This is a genomic window from Sessilibacter corallicola, from assembly GCF_021290925.1.
In the GTDB taxonomy this organism is placed as follows: domain Bacteria; phylum Pseudomonadota; class Gammaproteobacteria; order Pseudomonadales; family Cellvibrionaceae; genus Sessilibacter; species Sessilibacter corallicola.
In genome coordinates, this window is the sequence record NZ_JAJSLX010000002.1 from 929,068 (window position 1) to 947,257 (window position 18,190).

The following is an 18,190-nucleotide window of genomic DNA, read 5'->3' on the forward strand; positions in this document are numbered from 1 at the left end:
TCTATTTTTATTCGTAGGCGTAAGAAAATATCGGGTGATTTCCGAATTTTTATAACTCGTTGTATGAGTTTAGGAAGGGGGCTCGAATTGCGTTGGCGTTTTCTTTTGGTTTTAAGTGAATGACAATGCCCGTGAAGCGTTGATTAATTTCGCTCCATGAAGCAAATTTTTTTCCAATGGCGGGGTCGTGTAGTTTTGCGCCGACAAAGTTGACCGTTTTTAGTGCAACAAAGTGATTGCCGTTCCAGTGCAGGATGGCCGGCAGTGAAATCTTCCTCAATTGTTTTGCGTTTATTTTTTGTACACGGCCGTCGAGATTTAACTGATTAGCACATTCGATAATTTCTCGCACAGACATACCGTTCTCATTCGTTTCAAGCGTCGATTGAATAGAACTCATGTGCGCATGCCTGCCGTAATAGTTGGCAATCATCGCCATGCAGGCAATTCCGCAGTCACAGTGTTGCTTTTGTCTTACCAGAGGCAATCGCGATAGATTAAGTGTTCTTAACTTTGTTGTTATTGATTCGAAGATTTCCATAAAGTACGCATTGATATTATTCTTCTAGAATAAAATAATGAATTGCGAGTTATTAATTTATTCGAATATGAATATTTTAAATTATTTAGGTGTTCCGCAAACAGTAGTCGCTGTTTAGCGTTAATTACTTTTCTTTTTTTACCGCTTATCTACGATAACCGTGATTTACTTGTGTTGATCGTATAATTGCTGTTAATCAATCTAATAGTTTTTAAGCAATTTGCTTGGTTTATGATGCAAAAGATCAGCGGGATAGTATTTTTTCATCTTAGTCAGAGATTAAGAAACATAGTGTAAAAAAATTATTCACTGGTTAAGCTGTAAGAAATGACACAATTTATTTTTAATGACTTCTTTTTTTATTATTTCTTTCGGTATTTAGTTTTTAGCTAATGTATGTATGGGGAGCTTTATATAACTTAACAAGAGAGGGGCTAAAGAGCAGAGTTTGCTGAATTTTTATTAGCAAACTCCGCGAATGAATTTTGTGGGTATTTGTGATTATAGAGTTTTATGAGGTAGGAATTTCGGTGGTATTTGTTTTGAACCGACTTAGTAACGAAATTTCATTAATAATGATAAGAGCAATTCCCGAGCATTCTAAAATCCAATTCATTTTTAAATTGAATAAGCGATAATTTATTAATACATCTGATGCATGAAAAGAAGTCGCTCGAATAATAACGAAGGTTAATACCAAAGAAATACCTAAAATAGCGACTAAATTGTATTTAAGGCTCTTTCGGAAAAAATAGATTAAGTAAATGGATAAAATAATCGATAAAACAAAAATACCTAAAATAAACAGTTTTTGAATTATTTTTCTTTCTTTATACCAGCCTTGTTCGATAGCAATTGCTCTAGCCAGTTCGGTAAATAGCGTTTGTAAATCCAGTTGTTTATTAACGGATAAAAATAGCAAAACTAGCGATGCAATAAACCAAAAAGCTTTTTGTCGATTTTGTTCATCAAAAAAAACTTTCTGGGAATTTAATGTAATGACCAATGCGAGCAATGCCGAGAAAAGATAAAGGCCAACAGTTAGCCATCCCGCCGGTGTCGGATCGCCGATGGTTGGATGCCAATGAATGTTTAAGTTTGTAAATGTGTCCCAGTTCACACTAAATTCCTTTTTTAGTCGTGAGTTGCGTATTGTATTGCTGCGTTTATATTCGAAGACAATATACGTTGAATGTTTTCAACTTAACAGTGTTAACAAGTTGCAGTTTGTTGCTGATTATTGGCCATCAATTGGTTTGTGTTTCATTTTTGTTACATGTTATTTATCTTGAAGCTCGACGACTTCACAATTCAGTTCACCCTTTGCCAGGCGAATATTGACTCGATCGCCAACGGCAACCTGATTGGAATCAGTCACTACCTTGGTATTTCGGTCGGTAACCATTGCGTAACCACGATTCAAGACATTCAACGGGCTCACCGAATGTAATCGTTTTGCTGCATTTTCAATGGCAGCGTTTTGAGCAATTAAACGTTGGTCGATTTGCAGTGTTAATCGTTTATCCAGTGCATTAATGGCTTGTCTATTTTGTTGAATGGATTTTTCTGGCGATGTTAACGCAATTCGTTGGCTGCAACTTGTCAGCGACTGTTTGTTTTTAGTTAATAAGTTTTGAATCACTTGATGCATTCTGAGTTCCAATAAATCCAGTTTTTGGCCTTGGTTTTGAAGCCTTTCACCCGGATGTTTCAAGCGCGCGCGCAGGTTGGTTACCGTCATCTGTTGTGACGTAATTGAATGCCGCATTAATTGGGTTAATTTATTAACCTGAGTATTCAATCGAGCGATGTACTCATTCACATTCGGACTGAGCATTTCTGCCGCTGCCGAGGGTGTCGGTGCGCGCAAATCAGCGACGAAATCCGAGATAGTGTAATCAATCTCGTGTCCGACAGCGCTCACTACAGGAATAGGGCAATCAAAAATTGCATGCGCTAAATTCTCATCGTTAAAGCACCAAAGGTCTTCCAGCGAGCCGCCACCTCGGGTCAGTAATATCACGTCAAACAAACCGGAGTTTTCTGCCAGTTTAAGTGCAGCGATGATTTCTTGTGCGGCCTGATTACCTTGAACTGATGTTGGAATCACCGTCACTGGCAGTGCTGGGAAGCGGCGTTTTAATACCGAGCACACATCTCTTACCGCCGCACCGGTTGGTGAAGTTACCACGCCAATGTGCAACGGCCATTCTGGAATCGGTTTTTTATGCTCGGCCGAAAACAGTCCCTGCTCAGACAGCTTATGCTTTAGGCGTTCAAACTCTCGATGCAGTTTTCCAAGTCCAGCTTCTTCCATGTGTTCAACGATTATCTGGTAATCGCCGCGACCTTCATAGAGGCTAATTTTTGCTCGCACCAGAACTTGGGTGCCTTGTTTGGCGCGAAAGCGAACCGACTGGTTTCTGTTGCGAAACATGGCACAGCGGACTTGGGCGCTCTTGTCTTTTAGGCTGAAATACCAGTGCCCGGAAGACGGTGCGGCAAAGTTCGAGATTTCACCTTCAATCCACAACAGCGGAATTTGTTCGAGTGTCGATTTGGCTAATCGATTGAGTTCAGTCACCGATAAGATTTTTCGTTGACTGTCGTTTGCTTGTGGCTGTTGGAAGGGATTCGTTGTATTCATGGCGGCGTATTGTAAGACTAAGGTTTACCTCTGAGAAAGGGAAACATGGCAAATTCTCAGTAATTTTGGTTCTTTTCAACTGTGTTCAGGGCGTTTATAATCGCCGGTTTTATTTAAGAGCTACCCATTAACCGCAGCTATTATAAGGTTGGTGAGGTAAGGAATTACTAATAGCGGTAAGCAAGTTGATCGATAATGACTTCTTATTCGCTGTAATTGTCGTTATTTATCAGTAGATTTTGCATTGATTGAAGTGCTCACTCAGATGGCATGTGGTTAACAGGGCGTCAGTGGAATTTCTGATTCTCTATTACGATAATTAACATGTATCAAAATTTCCTAGATTTTTACGTACCCACAGAGGTCGAGTAGAAGTGACTCGCTAAACGGTCATTTCTACATACTATTTATATATTCGGGAGTAAAAGCTTCTATGTTACGCATTGCTCAAGAAGCCCTAACATTTGATGATGTGTTGTTGGTTCCAGGTTATTCGGAAGTAACCGCAAAAAACGTGTCTTTGAAGACCCAACTCACGCGCGGAATTCAGTTGAATATCCCGCTTGTTTCTGCGGCGATGGACACAGTAACCGAGGCTCGTTTGGCGATTGCTGTGGCACAAGAAGGTGGAATCGGCATCATCCACAAGAGCATGACCATCGAGCAACAAGCCCGCGAAGTGAGAGCGGTTAAAAAGTTTGAAGCCGGTGTGGTTAAAGACCCAATTACCATCAATTCCAACGCGACAATCCGTGAATTGGTTGCTTTGACTAAAGAGCACAATATTTCCGGTGTTCCCGTATTAAAAGACGGCGATTTGGTGGGCATTGTGACCAGCCGTGATCTCCGTTTTGAATCCAATCTAGATGCCCCCGTGTCTGATATTATGACGTCAAAAGAGCAGCTAATTACTGCAAAAGAAGGTGCGTCACCGGATGAAATCCGAACCTTGCTGCACAAGCATCGCATTGAAAAAGTGTTGGTGGTCAACGACGATTTTGATCTTGTCGGCCTAATCACCGTTAAAGACATTAATAAAGCCGAAGCTTTCCCAGATGCCGCGAAAGATCCAGAAGGCCGCCTGCGTGTTGGTGCATCGGTTGGCACCAGTCCTGACACTGACGACCGTGTGGCTGCTCTGGTTGACGCTGGTGTTGATGTTATTGTGGTTGATACTGCACACGGACATTCAAAAAATGTTCTCGATCGCGTTAAAAAGATCAAGCAAGACTACCCAAATGTTGAAGTTATCGGCGGCAACGTTGCCACTGGTGCTGGTGCGCTCGCATTAGTGGATGCTGGTGCAGATGGCGTAAAAGTCGGTATTGGTCCAGGTTCTATTTGTACCACGCGTATTGTTAGTGGTGTTGGTGTTCCGCAAATTTCTGCCATTGCCAATGTCGTCGAAGCGCTAAAAGATACCGGTGTTCCAGTGATTGCTGACGGCGGTATTCGCTATTCTGGTGATATTGCCAAAGCCATTGTTGCCGGTGCTAGCTGTGTCATGATGGGTTCGATGTTTGCCGGTACCGAAGAAGCGCCGGGTGAGGTTGAGCTGTTCCAAGGTCGAACCTACAAATCGTATCGTGGTATGGGTTCGTTGGGTGCAATGTCGAAGAATCAAGGCTCCTCGGATCGTTACTTCCAAGATGGCAGTGCGGTAGAGAAGTTAGTGCCTGAAGGTATTGAAGGTCGAGTGCCTTATAAAGGTCCTTTGTCAGTGATTGTTCATCAAATGATGGGTGGTTTGAGTTCTGCAATGGGTTATACCGGCTCAGCTACCATTACGGAAATGCGCACTCAGCCAGAATTTGTTCGAGTTACGGCTGCGGGCATGGGCGAAAGCCACGTACACGATGTTCAAATTACAAAAGAAGCGCCTAACTATCCAATCGGCGGGCGCTAGTCAGAACGCTTATTATGAAATCCGGGGCCCAGGCGGCCCCGTTTTGTTTTTAAGGAAACCTTTTTTACACACAATCTGATTTGTCTTGATAGATTTTCAGTGTGTATCAGAGGTTTTAACTCTTTTCGAAAGTACCCTGAGTAGGGGTGGTGGGATTAATGACCGCAAACGACGGTCGCATATTTTGGGAACCTGCTATGACTGATTATGATATTCACTCACACAGATTGCTTATTTTGGATTTTGGCTCGCAATACACACAGTTAATTGCGCGCCGAATTCGTGAAGTTGGCGTTTATTGTGAAATTCGAGCCTGGGATATGAGCGAACAAGAGATTCGTGACTTTAACCCCAAAGGCATCATTCTCGCAGGCAGTCCAGAATCCGTTACGGAACAGAATTCACCCCGAGCACCAGAAGTGGTTTACGAACTCGGTTTGCCAGTTCTTGGTATTTGTTACGGTATGCAAACCATGGCGGCTCAAATGGGCGGTCAAGTTGAAGGTTCCGAGCACCGTGAATTTGGTTACGCGCAGATCACCGTAAATTCAGAAAATCCACTGTTACACGATATAAAAGATCACGTTGATCACGACGGTAACGCGTTGCTTGATGTCTGGATGAGCCACGGCGATAAAGTTATTTCGGTTCCTGAAGGCTTTGAAATTTTTGCATCCACCGACTCTTGTCCAGTTGCCGGTATGATTCACCGAGAAAAACAATTTTTCGGTGTTCAATTTCACCCCGAAGTTACTCACACCAAACAAGGCAAACGAATTTTTGAACATTTCGTGTTAGAAATTTGCGGCTGCGATCCGCTTTGGACACCTGCCAATATTGTTGATGATGCGATTGCCCGTGTGAAAAAACAAGTTGGTGACGACCAAGTGCTTTTAGGGTTATCTGGCGGTGTTGATTCATCCGTAGTTGCAGCTTTATTGCACCGTGCCATTGGCGATCAATTAACTTGTGTGTTTGTCGATAACGGTTTGCTTCGTAAGAACGAAGGCGACCAAGTTATGGACATGTTTGCCAAAAACATGGGCGTTAAAGTGATTCGTTCGGATTCCGAAGAGCTGTTTTTATCACGCTTAAAAGGCGTAGAAGACCCAGAGCAGAAACGAAAAATTATCGGTAATACTTTTATTGAAGTGTTCGATGAAGAAGCCGCGAAATTGTCCAATGTGAAATGGTTGGCTCAAGGCACGATTTATCCTGATGTTATTGAATCTGCCGCGGCGAAAACCGGCAAAGCGCACGTTATTAAATCTCACCACAACGTTGGCGGCTTGCCAGACGATATGGCGTTAGAGCTTGTAGAGCCCTTACGCGAACTCTTTAAAGACGAAGTGCGAGCGATTGGTCTTGAACTGGGATTACCGCATGAGATGGTTTTCCGTCATCCATTCCCTGGGCCGGGTTTAGGCGTACGTATTCTGGGTGAAGTGAAAAAAGAATACGCCAATATTTTGCGCGAAGCAGACGCGATATTTATCGAAGAACTGCGCAACTTCGGCTGGTACGATAAAACCAGTCAGGCATTTGCAGTATTTGTTCCGGTTAAATCGGTTGGTGTCGTCGGTGATGGTCGACGCTACGCGTGGGTTATTGCTATTCGCGCCGTTGAAACCGTCGATTTCATGACGGCTCGTTGGGCGCATTTGCCGTATGAGTTGCTTGAAAAAGTATCCAGCAGAATTATCAATGAAATTGAAGATGTGTCTCGGGTCACTTACGATATTTCCAGCAAACCACCTGCGACGATTGAGTGGGAATAATTTTGCGTCTTTCTGCGTCGGATATTTTCAGACAGTAATTTATTTAATAAAAACCCATTGTTATCAATGGGTTTTTCGTTTGAAAACTACAATCAATTCTCTCAAAAATATCAAACGTCTGCTGCCGATCCATCAGAGTGCAGATCAGATGCACTGATCACTGGTTATATTAACTCCCGCCTTTGAATTCCTGGCTTCAAATAGCAAAAACAAAATAGCTTTAAATAAGCTGTAAATAACGGATTTTCTTTGAGTCTCTATTTCTTTACCGCTCTCCCACAGTGATTTTAGTCGTGTACTGGCGCTATTTTTGCTGAAACCGTAGAGGACAATTGAGTGGGAGTTCTTGAATGAAAGTATCAGCGCATTTACCAATGCAGTTTCAACAGCCGTTGTTTGAAATGGTTGATAAATTAGTTCCAGTGGATGGTTTGCGCTTTCACATTTATGTTCCTGGCGATGGCGGGTTTAAGGCGGAAGTAGGTTCTTGTCAGGATGTAATCAATATGACCCGAGCATATACCGACGAAGCCTGGCATTGCGATCCGATGCATCCTTCCCGTTTTGAAGACAGCAGCAGAGTTATTGTTACCAACACTCAATTAATGCCGGATATCCACTGGAAAAACAGCAAAATCTACCTAGGTTTTTTTCAACCTCATAATTTTTTTCACGACGCTGATATATTCTTTCGTCAGCAAGGGCGAATATTTTCTGTTTTAACGCTGTTGCGAAGAGACATGCACAGACCTTTCACACCGCACGAAGTGGAACTGCTGACTAATTTACAGCCTTTTGTTCAATTCACACTTAGTCAGGTTTATCTTCCCAAGAGAATGCACAATCGTCAGAGCCTCGTCAGTGATTTTGATCTTACTGCTAGAGAAATTGATGTGGTCGAGTTGGCTCTAACCGGAGTCAGTAATAAAGTTTTGGCCGCACAATTAAAAATAAGCTTGCCCACACTTCGCACCCATTTACAAAATATTTACAGTAAGACTAATGTTCATTCCACCAGTGAACTGATATCTAAGTTAATGAACTCACTCAATTAAGCGCCAAACTCATCTGTATAGATGATACCCATCCCTTAAAAATTTCCCTTTAATACTTCTCGCCATACTTATTAATTCTCAGAGCCGCGTTAAATAAAACGGGTTCTGAAGGTTTTCTGCGTTTTAAACGCGTGAAGGCTAATTGGAAATTAAAGCGACGATTTCAAATTTCAACGTAACAATCTCAAGCGCTACTGAGCATAAAAATATGCATCTAAATGCGTTTCTACGGGACGGGGCCATTATGACTAATAACACACGAGTTGATTTCATCTACCTATCAGAACAAGACATGATTAAAGCCGGCGTAACGGACATGCCAGGTTGTGTCGATACAATGGAAGAAATGTTTGAGTTATTGCACCGCGGCGATTATCGCATGGCGGGGCCAAACAGTGATTCTCATGGAGCTATGATTACTTTTCCCGATGAATCACCTTTTCCCTCGATGCCCAAACCTACCGCTGATCGCCGATTAATGGCAATGCCTGCTTACCTTGGCGGAGATTTTCAAACCTGTGGTGTGAAATGGTACGGCTCAAATATTGCCAACCGTGAAAAGGGGCTGCCGCGCTCAATTTTGATGTTTATCCTCAACGACATCGATACTGGAGCGCCATTGGCTTACATGTCAGCCAATTTACTGTCGGCGTACCGTACCGGTGCGATCCCTGGAGTGGGGGCTCGATACCTGGCACGCAAAGATTCTAAAGTGATTGGTTTGCTCGGGCCTGGTGTGATGGGTAAAACCACTGTCGCGTCTTTCATGGCGGCTTGCCCAAATTTAGATACGATAAAAATTAAGGCGCGTGGTCAGGCCAGTCTCGACAGCTTTTTAACCTGGGTAAAAGCCGAATACCCGCAGCTTATCAATATTGAGATTGTCGATTCCGTGGAAGCCGTGGCACGTGATTCTGATTTGGTTACCTACTGCAATTCGGGTGAAGTTGGAGATCCATCCACCTACCCGATTGTTAAACGTGAATGGCTGAAACCCGGTGCATTTTTGGCTATGCCTGCCAGTTGCAGCCTTGACGAAGGCATGAGTGGCCCCGGTGTGCGCAAAGTTATGGACAGCATTGGCCTTTATGAAGCCTGGTACGAAGAAGTTCCTAAACCTTCTCACCATGTTATTCCTTTAGTGGGCATGCGTTTTATGGACATGATCGCCGACGGTTTAATGGATAAGAGTGAACTTGAGGACCTGGGTGCAATTGTGGCCGGTGATACGCCTGCCCGAAAAAATGAAGAGGAAATTATTATTCTCTCTGTGGGTGGAATACCGGTCGAAGATGTTGCCTGGGGCACCAAAATTTATCGTAACGCAATTGCTCAAAACATTGGTGTAAAGCTCAATCTGTGGGACGAGCCTGTTCTTAAATAAGTTTGATCGGAGTGTTGCCAATGTCAGCCATTACTAAAATTAAAACCGGTTCCAAATTTGAAGAGATCGCCAGTTATTCGCGTGCGGTTGTGGTGGATAACTGGATTCTGGTGTCGAATACTGCTGGTCGTAATCCTGATACGGGGAAAATTCCCGAAGATATTTTCGAGCAGGTCGATCAGGTATTTAACAATATTGAGCGTGCTCTTGCCGCCGTTGATGCCACGTTAGCGGATGTGGTTCAGTCGCGCGTATTTATCCAAAACCGGGAGGATATTCACAAAGTGATGACCCATATCGGTACCAAGTATCGTGGTATTGATCCAACTAATACTGCGACATGTCCGCCATTGGGTTCCGATAGTTACCAGGTAGAAGTAGAAGTGACTGCTTATCGAGGCGCTTCTAAAGCGGATGTTAATTACCTTCACCTGGATAAGTAAACATGTCATTACTTCTTAGATCGGTGTCAACGCAAGATAAGTTGCCTGCTTCTTCTACCGTTGTGATTATCGGGGGCGGTATTGTGGGTGTGAGCGCTGCACTTACTTTGGCAGAGCGCAATATTCCTGTCGTGCTACTCGAAAAAGGTCATATTGCCGGTGAGCAGTCTTCGCGCAATCTGGGTTGGGTCCGCAAAACGAACCGCCACGCCAGTGACGTGCCTTTGGCTCAAGCGGCCGATCAACTTTGGGCACAAATGCAAGAACGTGTGGGATGTGATGTTGGTTATCAGCGCCGTGGGATTATGTTTCTGTCGGGCAGTGAAGCCGATGTTGCCGGTTATGAAACTTGGTTACAGTCGGTAAAAGACTTGGATCTGGGTTCGCAACTGTTAAGTCGTAAACAGTTAGATCAACAAGCGCCGGGTTGCCAGGGTAATTGGTTGGGTGCGATTTATACGCCCAGCGATGGAGTGGCTGAACCTGCTTTAGCTACCAGCGCGATGGCGAGTGCGGCGATCAAACAAGGTGCGGTATTCGTGCAACACTGTGCGGTTCGTACCTTAGTCAAAAGTGCCGGAAGGGTGACAGGCGTATTGACTGAAAAAGGCGAAATTCGCTGTGACCAAGTTCTGCTTGCCGGTGGTGCTTGGTCTCGTCGGTTTTTAGGCAATCATGGTATCTCTTTGCCTACGTTGCCGCTGATTTTATCGGTGTTACGTACCAAACCAATTAACGGTCCCACCAATATTGCTACGGGGGGGCCGGATTTTTCCTTTCGCAAACATAAAGATGGCGGCTACGTTATTACCCAGCGCAGTGCTCTTGATTCGCCAATTCTGCTCGATCATTTACTGATTGGTCGGCATTACATGAGCCAGCTTGGCGCTTTTGGGAGTGCATTGAGAATTAGGTTAGGCAGGCCATTTATCGACGATCTCAAGCTCGCGCGGCGTTGGAAGGGTGATGATCTATCGCCGTTTGAAAAAATACGAACGATCAATCCTAACGCCAATTCGGCGGTAAATATTGAAGCGTTGGCGAACCTCAGTAAGGTTTGGCCAATGTTCGAAAACGCAGAAATTGACGAAGCTTGGGCTGGTCAAATGGATATCACACCCGACTCCACTCCTGTGATTGACCGCATTGAGTCCATTGTGGGTTTGACTGTTGCTACCGGTTTTTCAGGTCACGGTTTTGGTACCGGACCGGCAGCGGGCCAGTTAGCTGCCGACCTAGTATGCAATAACCAGCCTTTGGTCGATCCAGCTCCTTATCGGTTTAATCGCTTTTAACGGCATTTTTTGAGCTTCTACTCGGGATTTATTGGTTATGTATTAATTCAAGAACCATATCTTATTGCTCTTTAATTAAGGTGATTGTAGTGCGTGCCCGATTTTGGGCATGCTACTGAGAAATGATTAAAAAGTGCTCTGTTTGATGCTTGGTGCTGTGACCATAGAAGGATTTAAGGTTATTACTCATCGACAAATTGACCAGCCGAACGTGTTCAGTTCGAAAGGCTGGATACGCGATAGCAACGGTGTTTATTAAATTTGATTGGGCTTTCATCAGTCCATCTATGTCTTTTGTCTTGTCTATCTTCTATAAAAATGGTCAGGTTATTGCTTTGAGTAATATGAGCATCGGTTTCGGGTATGGCGATTAAACTCGAGATCGTTGCCATTTAAAAAATAAAATCGCGTTGCTGTAATTGGCGCAAAAACTTTTTAGCTGATACAGCGGATTACGTCTTTTGGGTTGTCATTTTACTCGATAAAAGAATGCTTTTTATCCGCGAGTCGCTAACTCTTATTACCAGCAACCACTGTAATATTTGCAGAGGAGTTTATGGACGTTGAGCCTTCTTTATCACCACGGTTTATCGCCTATATTCGCGACTTCTTACTCGATCGGGGGGTCGATCCTAGACCTTATTTTGCTGAGGCGAATCTCTCCGTTTGCGATGATGGTGAACTCGCGCCCTCTATACCCGTTAGCAAAATTGCTAAGCTTTTTGAGGTGGTTGCCAACGCCACTGATTATCCCAGTTTTGGCGTAGAGTTAAGCCGGGGTTATCATTTTGAAAGCGCCAGTGTTATTACGTTAGCGTTAATGGCTGCGCCCACGGTAGAGGATAGTCTGTCCACTCTTGTGCGGTATGATAAATACGTAGATAGCGCAATCAGTATAGATTTAACAAAAGAGAACAATCTAAGTTTTTTCTCACTTCAATTAATTTCACCTCCCGGTTGCAACCTAAAGTATCTCAACGAATATCTTATCTATTATGTGGTTTTTGCTATGCAAAAAGCTACGCGAATGACTATGCCAATAAAGAATATTTGGTTTACGCATTCTGGCAGCGAATGTGAAGACGAAAGACATTTTATGAGTGAACTCTATGGCGCACCTGTGCGCTACAGAGCACCACTAAATGGTATTTTTTTTGACGAGTCATTTCTTAAGAAACCTTTATCAACCGCAAATAATTTGTTGTATGAGATTCTTTGCAACTCTCTAAAAAATCATTACTCACAAGGCAGTGGCCATTATGATTTTTTCGATACAGTATCTCGGGAAATTTTGCTGCAAATAAAAAAACAGGAAGCAACGATGACATCAGTCGCCAACAGTTTATTGATGACTGAAAGAACACTTCGAAGGCGTTTGTTGGAAGAGGGGTTGAGCTTCAAACAAATGAAAAAGAAGGCAAGAGAACGTCGTGCGCAGTATTTTTTAAAATACACCAAATTATCTGTCACAGAAATTTCCTACGAACTTGGTTTTTCGGAGCCCAGTGCATTTTGTCGTGCATTCCGTTCTTGGACGGGTAAAACACCTGCTGAATATAAATCTAACGAAACCTACCCAATAAGTGTTCCTTCTTAAATTTATTCATTGAATTACTGTAGAAAAGAAAGTTTCCAGACGAGTCTTTTTATTTCCCTTCACCGTGCAATCGCGAAAATAAAAAATTGACACGATTGCCGATAATGTCATCACTTTGTCCGCGACTGTCAGTGATTCCCCGGTCGAGAATAATTAATGTCATAGCATGCGAACTGCGAATTATAGAGCGCGTAATCAATACAAAAGCTTTTTTAACAATGACTGATTAGGGGATTAAAAATGTCTGGTTTGGTTAAATATGGCGGTAATTGTTTAACTCTATCGTTGTCTGGGTCATTACTTCTTGCCCCTTTAACTATTTCTGCTCAAGAACGTGGTGCTCTTCCTTCACTGGAGGAGGTTGTCGTAACAGCTCAAAAAAGAGAACAGTCCATACAGGATGTTGGGTTTGCGGTGAATGCCTTTGACGAGGAAGACGCGACTCGTTTTGCTACGGATGTTGGCGCATTGGCTGGTCAAGCGCCAGGAGTAGAATCTTACGGTAACAACAGCTATTTCCAATCCTTTTTTATTCGCGGCATTGGCTTGAATGAGTTCTCAGGTAACTACAACCCTCCGGTGGCAGTGCATAACGATGAAGTTTATGTGAGTAAAAACTGGGCCAATGCTAGGCCGTCATTTGATATCGGTCGAATTGAGGTTTTGAAAGGACCGCAGGGCACCTTGTTTGGACGCAATACCACTGGCGGTGCGGTGAATTACTATACCAATCGACCCAGCGATGTGACCGAAGGTTATGTTCGAGCCTCGGGTGATGAGCATTCTCGCTTCAGCTTAGAAGGCGCATTGACCGGTGCGTTGTCTGATTCTGTAGCCGGCCGTTTATCGTTTTACCGTGGCTTTGGTAGCGGTGGTGCCCAATTTAATGAGTTTACTGGAGATGATCATGGTGAACCTGATGTAACCGAAGTTCGGGCTCAGTTAGAGTGGAACGTTAGCGATTTGACGACGGTTCGTACGCTGATTTATGCCGGCGATGACCAATCTGAATTACAGGGGTATAAGAGCCCCGGAATATTTAATAGTTTGGCAGACGGCGGTGGTTTCTGTCCGGAAATTTTGTCGGGCGCTGCCCAAGCTAACCCAGGAGCTTGTGTTAAATTTTTGGGTGTAACGGGTGATGACGGTATCGAACGTGAGCCTAACGACATAAATACCATCAACCAAAATGCGGCTCCCAAAAAAGACGATGACTTTAGTGGCGGTTATTTACGTGTCGAGCATGACTTTGGAGATGCGACATTTACGTCAATTACTGCGTTTGATAAATACGATCGCTTTAATCAAGAAGACGCCGATGGCACACCAATCGCCAGCAATGATGTTTTTTATCGGAACGAATTGGAATTGTTTAGTCAGGAGTTACGTCTCACAGGCCTAGCACTTGATGATCGTTTGAATTACGTTGCGGGTATTTTTTATTCTGACGAAGATTTATTTCAGGAAGATGTGCTGGATTTTTCTGAAACAGGATTTAACCTCGCTCCGATTTCAGCCGGATTGCCGCCTTCATTATTCGGCAGATTTGACCAGCAAGTTACGTCGTTAGCGGTGTATTTTAATTTGGATTACAACGTTACTGACAATTTAGTGTTCACTCTCGGTGGACGCCATACTAATGATGAAACCGAGATTGATGCGGTAACAGGTGCGGCCTTGGTAGATGGTACTTTATTGGCTGCGGTTGACTCAGTAAATGATGATCGAACCGATAAAGACACGTCCTATCGTCTCGGATTATCATACAATCTTGGTTACAGCACTCTACTCTATGCCAACTTGGTGAGCGGTTTCAGAACCGGCGGTTATAGTGTTCCCTTTGGCGGCACGATTGTTGAGTTTGAAGAAGAATCTGTTCAGTCGTTAGAAGTTGGTTTTAAATCCGACCTTTCTGATACCCTCCGTTTTAATACAGCAGGTTTTTTCTATACCTACGATGATCGTCAAATTAACGTTGATGATCCTGTGTCTCCTGTCGTTCCCATCACTCGTAACATCAGTGAGTCTGACGTGTATGGCCTTGAAGCCGAGTTAACCTGGTTAGCTAGCCATAATGTAGAAGTTAAACTGGGTTATTCGTATTTGGATGCCGAGTTCACTGAAACTGATCGCAGCGTGACGACCATTGCTTTAGGTGGTCCTGTTGCTCTGGAAGGTAATGTTCCGGTTAATTCTCCTAAACATCAGCTCAATGGTTCCTTCGAATATGTGGGTGCTATTAATGACGATATTAATTGGGCTGCTTATTTGGATTTTCGTTGGGTAGACGATCGCTTTTTAGAAGTCACCAATCAACGATCCGATACCGCAGAAGCTTACACCGTTGTGAACGCAAATATAGGAATTCAGTCCGCCGACGAGCATTGGGATTTTTCCGTTTGGGTTAAAAACCTAACTGATGAAGAATACCTTGTTTACATTAACAATCTTCCTGGACCCGGCTTTGCGCTCAATATTTATGGCGAACAACGCACCGCAGGTCTAACGGTTGGCTACCGATTTTAATTAAAGATGGCCACTGTATGATAGGGCCATTTTTGGCCTCAGCGGAATTATTATCTTGTTCCAAAAATAAAAATTGTCATGTGCGTGAGCAATTAAATCAGTCTTGCGTTAATTAAAAAAGTTTACTGGAGTTTTGAAGTGACGACCGGCTTTGTATCTCACGAATTATATATGTGGCACAACACAGGTGCTTACGCGGGAATTATGCCAGATGGTAACCCCGTTCAACCAGATTCTCATTATGAGCACCCAGAAACTAAACGTCGTATTCGGAATTTATTAGAGGTATCCGGTTTAAGTGAATCTTTGGTGCACCTTAAACCAACACCTGCAAGCACAGAGCAATTGCTTCGATTCCATACGCCTGAATACCTTGAGCATATTAAAAAGCTGAGTGACAGTCATGGTGGCGATGCTGGTGGTTTTACTATGGTGGGCAGAGGTAGCTATGAGATTGCGTTGTTATCCACAGGCGGTGTCATTACCGCTATGGAAGCGGTATTAAATGGCGATGTTGATAATGCTTACGCTCTCGTTAGACCTCCTGGGCATCACGCTTTGGCAAATGAATCCTGTGGGTTTTGTATTTTTGCCAATGGAGTAATTTCCGGTTTGCACGCCCTCAATGAATGTAATGTGGAGCGCATCGCGTATGTTGATTGGGACGTACATCATGGGAACAGTCAGGAGACTGCTTTTTATAGCGACCCAAGAGCATTAACAATATCCGTACACCAAGACAATTGTTTCCCTCCGGGTTCTGGAAATATCAAGGACAACGGAGAGGGTGAGGGGGAGGGCTTTAATATCAACATTCCATTGCCGCCAGGATCGGGTTTCGGAGCCTACGAAGCGGCCTTTGATCGCGTTGTTTTACCTGCGTTGGAAGCCTACAAACCTCAATTGATCATGGTGCCCAGTGGTTTTGATGCCGGAGCGCACGATCCTTTAGGTAGGATGATTATGCACAGTGAAGGTTATCGAAGCCTAACTCGAAAGCTGATGACTGCTGCGCAGAGGTTGTGCGATGGTAAGTTACTGATGTTTCACGAAGGCGGCTATAGTCCTGCAAATACACCTTTTTATGCTCTGGCTGTAATGGAGGAGCTTTCAGGTGTAAAAACTGGTGTGGAAGATCCGTTTTATGGGCTGATGTCTGTCATGGGAGGGCAAGAGTTACAGCCTCACCAAGATGTTGCAATCAGTGCTGCCGAAAACCTACTCGACAATATAGTTTGATTGGGAAAATTTGGCTCTTGGTAGAAATTTGGTTTTTTGGGTATACGGAAAATAAAAATAAAATCACCTCATCCGCAATTCAGGTTGGGATAACATTACTAAAAAAGCCCAGTTATCTGGGCTTTTCTTTTTGGGATTTCTTTTAATATCCCTATCTCTATGATCCGCTACAGTCGTTGCTTGGCGCTATAATTGTTTCACTTATTGAGTATTTTTGTCACAAGGGTTTGTGTAGATTTCGCCAGCAGTAATTAAAGAAAATGATATTTGTGTCACATTATTAGATTATTCTTTCGTGGGAAGTATTTTTAACGTCACGCCAAGTTAAGAGTGGTTCTGATTTAACAATATGTGAGTTTTTGAGACAGTTATCTTGGTTAATCAGAATGTGCGTCAAATAAGTGCATACATTGATGTTTTTTAATAAGAAATTGGCTTTTTTAAAATCAAAATATTTGCGTTAATAAAGTTGTGCAAAGCGTTAAGTTGCTAACCCGTTGAAATTCATCGACAAAATTTTATTGCTGTCTATTTTTATGGGTTTAAATCTGTAACTCGTGACAGCAAGCATTGTAGGTTTGTGGCGGTTAAGGTTAAAGTGTACGCCTGTTTGAACCTTTGGAAGTGCGTGAATGATAAAGAAAATACGGCGTCGAGTTCATTCCTCAAAACTCTACAAAACATTAGGGCTTGCGAAAATAGCAGGCCAACAAACAACGCCTTCAACATTGTTTAAAGGCGATGACGAAATTTTCAAGTCGGTTATTTCAGACTGCGAAATTTACGCTGAATACGGTTGTGGTGCTTCTACAATTTGGGTAGCCAACAATACAACTGCAAAAATTTACAGCACAGACAGTAGCGGTGAATGGATTCAAAAAGTAAAAGACGATTGCCCAAGTGATCGTGCTATCCACTTGCACCATGCCGATTTAGGACAGCTCGGTAAGTGGGGGCGTCCAATCAGTCATGAAAAATGTGAAAACTTTTCTGATTATACCGATTGGGTTTGGCAGCAGGGTATTTCACCAGATTTAATTCTTGTCGATGGCCGTTTTCGTGTTTGCTGCTTTTTAACCTCTTTGCTGTCTGCTCGTGAAGGCTCAAAAATTATCTTCGACGATTACACCAATCGACCGCATTATCATTTTGTGGAACGTTATCTCAAGCGCAGCGATGTTTGTGGCCGCCAGGCTTTGTTTGTTGTTCCTGAAAAGTCGTCGTTAAATTTGGAAGAGATAAAATACTACGCCGGTAAATTTCAGTTTGTTATGGACTGAGAACGAGCCCCTGAAATAAAAAACTTGAAATAACAGCCTCCTGAAAAACAAACCCTCTGAAATAACAAATTCTAAGTAGGCAAATCGTCTTTGGTAAGAGGTTTGTTCATTTCAGGCGGAAAACTAACCCAGGCGCATTGATTATTTAGATCAGCGTTGAATGTTGGTTGTGGTAGAGGATCTTCGGTAAAACACCCGCCGGCGATCCCTGTCATTCCTCTGAAGACGCTTGCCTTCCAAAATAAGGTTGTTCCGCACTGGTGGCAAAAATACCGTTTTTGTTCACCGAGATCATTTTTCAGTACGTATACTGACGTTGCGTCTTCAATAATTTTCACGTCTTCATCGTAAAAATACGCAGAAATTCCAAAGGCACTACCGGTTCTTTGTTTGCAGTTATTGCAATTACACACGCTGTGGATAACAGGGTTCGCCTTAACTTGGATTTTTGTTTTTCCGCAACAGCACTGTGCAATTCTTGGTTTCATTGTTTTCTTTA

General features: G+C 43.3%; 14 protein-coding genes. 10 read left to right on the forward strand and 4 right to left on the reverse strand.

What is annotated here, in order from left to right; genetic code table 11:
• Positions 1 to 49: 49 nt before the first annotated feature.
• From LU361_RS11265 to xseA, 3 genes are all read right to left on the reverse strand, one after another.
• The gene (locus tag LU361_RS11265; RefSeq protein WP_233088942.1) at positions 50 to 541 is read right to left on the reverse strand and encodes a cysteine peptidase family C39 domain-containing protein; all 492 of its coding nucleotides are present in this window, start codon (positions 539 to 541) and stop codon (positions 50 to 52) included.
• Between the two features lie 511 nt (positions 542 to 1,052).
• The gene (locus LU361_RS11270) at positions 1,053 to 1,661 is read right to left on the reverse strand and encodes a hypothetical protein (protein WP_233088943.1); all 609 of its coding nucleotides are present in this window, start codon (positions 1,659 to 1,661) and stop codon (positions 1,053 to 1,055) included.
• A 159-nt stretch (positions 1,662 to 1,820) separates the two neighbouring features.
• Entirely contained in the window at positions 1,821 to 3,188 is a 1,368-nt protein-coding gene (xseA, locus tag LU361_RS11275) for an exodeoxyribonuclease VII large subunit (protein WP_233088944.1), read from the reverse strand.
• A 433-nt stretch (positions 3,189 to 3,621) separates the two neighbouring features.
• Here xseA and guaB point away from each other — a divergent pair, with 433 nt between their 5' ends.
• The 10 genes from guaB (at position 3,622) to LU361_RS11325 (ending at position 17,691) form a co-directional block, all read left to right on the forward strand.
• Positions 3,622 to 5,094 (forward strand): IMP dehydrogenase, encoded by a 1,473-nt coding sequence (gene guaB / locus LU361_RS11280; protein WP_233088945.1) that lies wholly within the window; start codon positions 3,622 to 3,624, stop codon positions 5,092 to 5,094.
• A gap of 197 nt (positions 5,095 to 5,291) precedes the next feature.
• Positions 5,292 to 6,872: a glutamine-hydrolyzing GMP synthase gene (gene guaA, locus LU361_RS11285; RefSeq protein WP_233088946.1), complete on the forward strand. Its 1,581-nt coding sequence runs from the start codon at positions 5,292 to 5,294 to the stop codon at positions 6,870 to 6,872.
• Positions 6,873 to 7,222: 350 nt separating this feature from the next.
• Positions 7,223 to 7,927, forward strand: coding sequence for a helix-turn-helix transcriptional regulator (locus tag LU361_RS11290; RefSeq protein WP_233088947.1), 705 nt, complete (start codon positions 7,223 to 7,225; stop codon positions 7,925 to 7,927).
• Positions 7,928 to 8,171: 244 nt separating this feature from the next.
• Positions 8,172 to 9,311, forward strand: coding sequence for an ornithine cyclodeaminase family protein (locus LU361_RS11295; protein ID WP_233088948.1), 1,140 nt, complete (start codon positions 8,172 to 8,174; stop codon positions 9,309 to 9,311).
• Between the two features lie 20 nt (positions 9,312 to 9,331).
• On the forward strand, positions 9,332 to 9,754 hold the full coding sequence (locus LU361_RS11300) for a RidA family protein (RefSeq protein WP_233088949.1): 423 nt from the start codon (positions 9,332 to 9,334) through the stop codon (positions 9,752 to 9,754).
• A 2-nt stretch (positions 9,755 to 9,756) separates the two neighbouring features.
• Positions 9,757 to 11,049 carry an NAD(P)/FAD-dependent oxidoreductase gene (locus LU361_RS11305; protein WP_233088950.1) on the forward strand — a complete coding sequence of 431 codons (1,293 nt, stop codon included), beginning with the start codon at positions 9,757 to 9,759 and terminating at the stop codon, positions 11,047 to 11,049.
• Positions 11,050 to 11,605: 556 nt separating this feature from the next.
• The gene (locus tag LU361_RS11310) at positions 11,606 to 12,646 is read left to right on the forward strand and encodes an AraC family transcriptional regulator (protein WP_233088951.1); all 1,041 of its coding nucleotides are present in this window, start codon (positions 11,606 to 11,608) and stop codon (positions 12,644 to 12,646) included.
• 240 nt (positions 12,647 to 12,886) lie between these two features.
• Positions 12,887 to 15,172 carry a TonB-dependent receptor gene (locus tag LU361_RS11315; protein ID WP_233088952.1) on the forward strand — a complete coding sequence of 762 codons (2,286 nt, stop codon included), beginning with the start codon at positions 12,887 to 12,889 and terminating at the stop codon, positions 15,170 to 15,172.
• Between the two features lie 171 nt (positions 15,173 to 15,343).
• The gene (locus LU361_RS11320; RefSeq protein WP_233088953.1) at positions 15,344 to 16,411 is read left to right on the forward strand and encodes a class II histone deacetylase; all 1,068 of its coding nucleotides are present in this window, start codon (positions 15,344 to 15,346) and stop codon (positions 16,409 to 16,411) included.
• 632 nt (positions 16,412 to 17,043) lie between these two features.
• Positions 17,044 to 17,691 carry a hypothetical protein gene (locus tag LU361_RS11325; RefSeq protein ID WP_233088954.1) on the forward strand — a complete coding sequence of 216 codons (648 nt, stop codon included), beginning with the start codon at positions 17,044 to 17,046 and terminating at the stop codon, positions 17,689 to 17,691.
• A 71-nt stretch (positions 17,692 to 17,762) separates the two neighbouring features.
• On the opposite strand, the gene LU361_RS11330 is transcribed toward LU361_RS11325, so the two are convergent.
• Entirely contained in the window at positions 17,763 to 18,179 is a 417-nt protein-coding gene (locus LU361_RS11330; RefSeq protein WP_233088955.1) for a GFA family protein, read from the reverse strand.
• Between the last annotated feature and the right edge of the window lie 11 nt (positions 18,180 to 18,190).

Coding starts and splice junctions, on each gene's coding strand:
- LU361_RS11300 (WP_233088949.1), top strand. CDS start 9,332: ATGTCAGCCATTACTAAAATTAAAACCGGTTCCAAATTTGAAGAGATC.
- xseA (WP_233088944.1), bottom strand. CDS start 3,188: ATGAATACAACGAATCCCTTCCAACAGCCACAAGCAAACGACAGTCAA.
- LU361_RS11295 (WP_233088948.1), top strand. CDS start 8,172: ATGACTAATAACACACGAGTTGATTTCATCTACCTATCAGAACAAGAC.
- LU361_RS11325 (WP_233088954.1), top strand. CDS start 17,044: ATGATAAAGAAAATACGGCGTCGAGTTCATTCCTCAAAACTCTACAAA.
- LU361_RS11315 (WP_233088952.1), top strand. CDS start 12,887: ATGTCTGGTTTGGTTAAATATGGCGGTAATTGTTTAACTCTATCGTTG.
- LU361_RS11310 (WP_233088951.1), top strand. CDS start 11,606: ATGGACGTTGAGCCTTCTTTATCACCACGGTTTATCGCCTATATTCGC.
- guaB (WP_233088945.1), top strand. CDS start 3,622: ATGTTACGCATTGCTCAAGAAGCCCTAACATTTGATGATGTGTTGTTG.
- LU361_RS11320 (WP_233088953.1), top strand. CDS start 15,344: ATGTGGCACAACACAGGTGCTTACGCGGGAATTATGCCAGATGGTAAC.
- LU361_RS11265 (WP_233088942.1), bottom strand. CDS start 541: ATGGAAATCTTCGAATCAATAACAACAAAGTTAAGAACACTTAATCTA.
- guaA (WP_233088946.1), top strand. CDS start 5,292: ATGACTGATTATGATATTCACTCACACAGATTGCTTATTTTGGATTTT.
- LU361_RS11330 (WP_233088955.1), bottom strand. CDS start 18,179: ATGAAACCAAGAATTGCACAGTGCTGTTGCGGAAAAACAAAAATCCAA.
- LU361_RS11290 (WP_233088947.1), top strand. CDS start 7,223: ATGAAAGTATCAGCGCATTTACCAATGCAGTTTCAACAGCCGTTGTTT.
- LU361_RS11305 (WP_233088950.1), top strand. CDS start 9,757: ATGTCATTACTTCTTAGATCGGTGTCAACGCAAGATAAGTTGCCTGCT.